The following is a 713-nucleotide window of genomic DNA, read 5'->3' as shown; positions in this document are numbered from 1 at the left end:
CCCCCGACTCCTCGGCCAATCGGGTGCACAGCGCCTCCCCCTGCCCCACCCCTTGATGGGCCAGCAGATCCTCGGCGCACGAGCGCACATCCTGGCGCTTTTTCAGGCGGCGCAAGCGGCGCCACTCGCGCTCGACGGCCAGCGCGGCGCCACTGATCACCAGGCCAGAGGCCAGCAGCCAGGCCCCGCCCCACAGCGGCTCAGCCAGCCACTGCTGCCACAAAAAGTGACCATACTGGCCGAGCGAGAGCAGACCCACGCCCCCCACGCCCCAGGCCAGCAGGCGATGACGCCGCTTCGGACGCGCGGGCCGGGGGCTGAGGCTCTCCTCGACAGCCTCCTCAAGCGGAGCAAAGCTCTGGGGCTCTAGTGTGACCGGGCTGACCGGGCGCGTGTCGGCGACCGGCGGCGCCAGCTCATCGAGCAGCACCTTGCCGCGCGGTTTCTCCTCCATCTTCCCTCCTTAAGCCAGCTTGTCGCCGAGCAGGAACTCCAGCGCCGCGTCGAGGCGAACATGAGGCATGGCCTGATGGGGCGCCATCGGCAGCGGCCGGAACGATTGAAAGTCAAAGCTGCCCTGTTGCCACCAGGCGGCGGTGGGCGGGGTGGTGGGCACCTCGCCGGGAAACAGCAGCAGGGGCTGGCCATCGAGCCCGATCCCCTTGAGGGCGGGGAAGGTATGACCGCCGCTTTGCCCCTGCCCCACCTCGGTG

At 70.0% G+C, this 713-nt stretch carries 1 protein-coding gene and 1 pseudogene; both read right to left on the bottom strand.

Annotation, left to right across the window (positions count from 1 at the left end):
- A pseudogene (locus BN1134_RS18095) lies at positions 1-454 on the bottom strand (TIGR01620 family protein); the annotation flags it as partial.
- 9 nt (positions 455-463) lie between these two features.
- The coding region (locus BN1134_RS18090) for a YcjX family protein (RefSeq protein ID WP_198133214.1) at positions 464-713 on the bottom strand (250 nt) is incomplete at its 5' end.

Origin of the sequence: Aeromonas simiae, assembly GCF_000820125.1 — a bacterium.
In the GTDB taxonomy this organism is placed as follows: domain Bacteria; phylum Pseudomonadota; class Gammaproteobacteria; order Enterobacterales; family Aeromonadaceae; genus Aeromonas; species Aeromonas simiae.
This window is presented reverse-complemented; position numbering and strand designations above follow the sequence as displayed.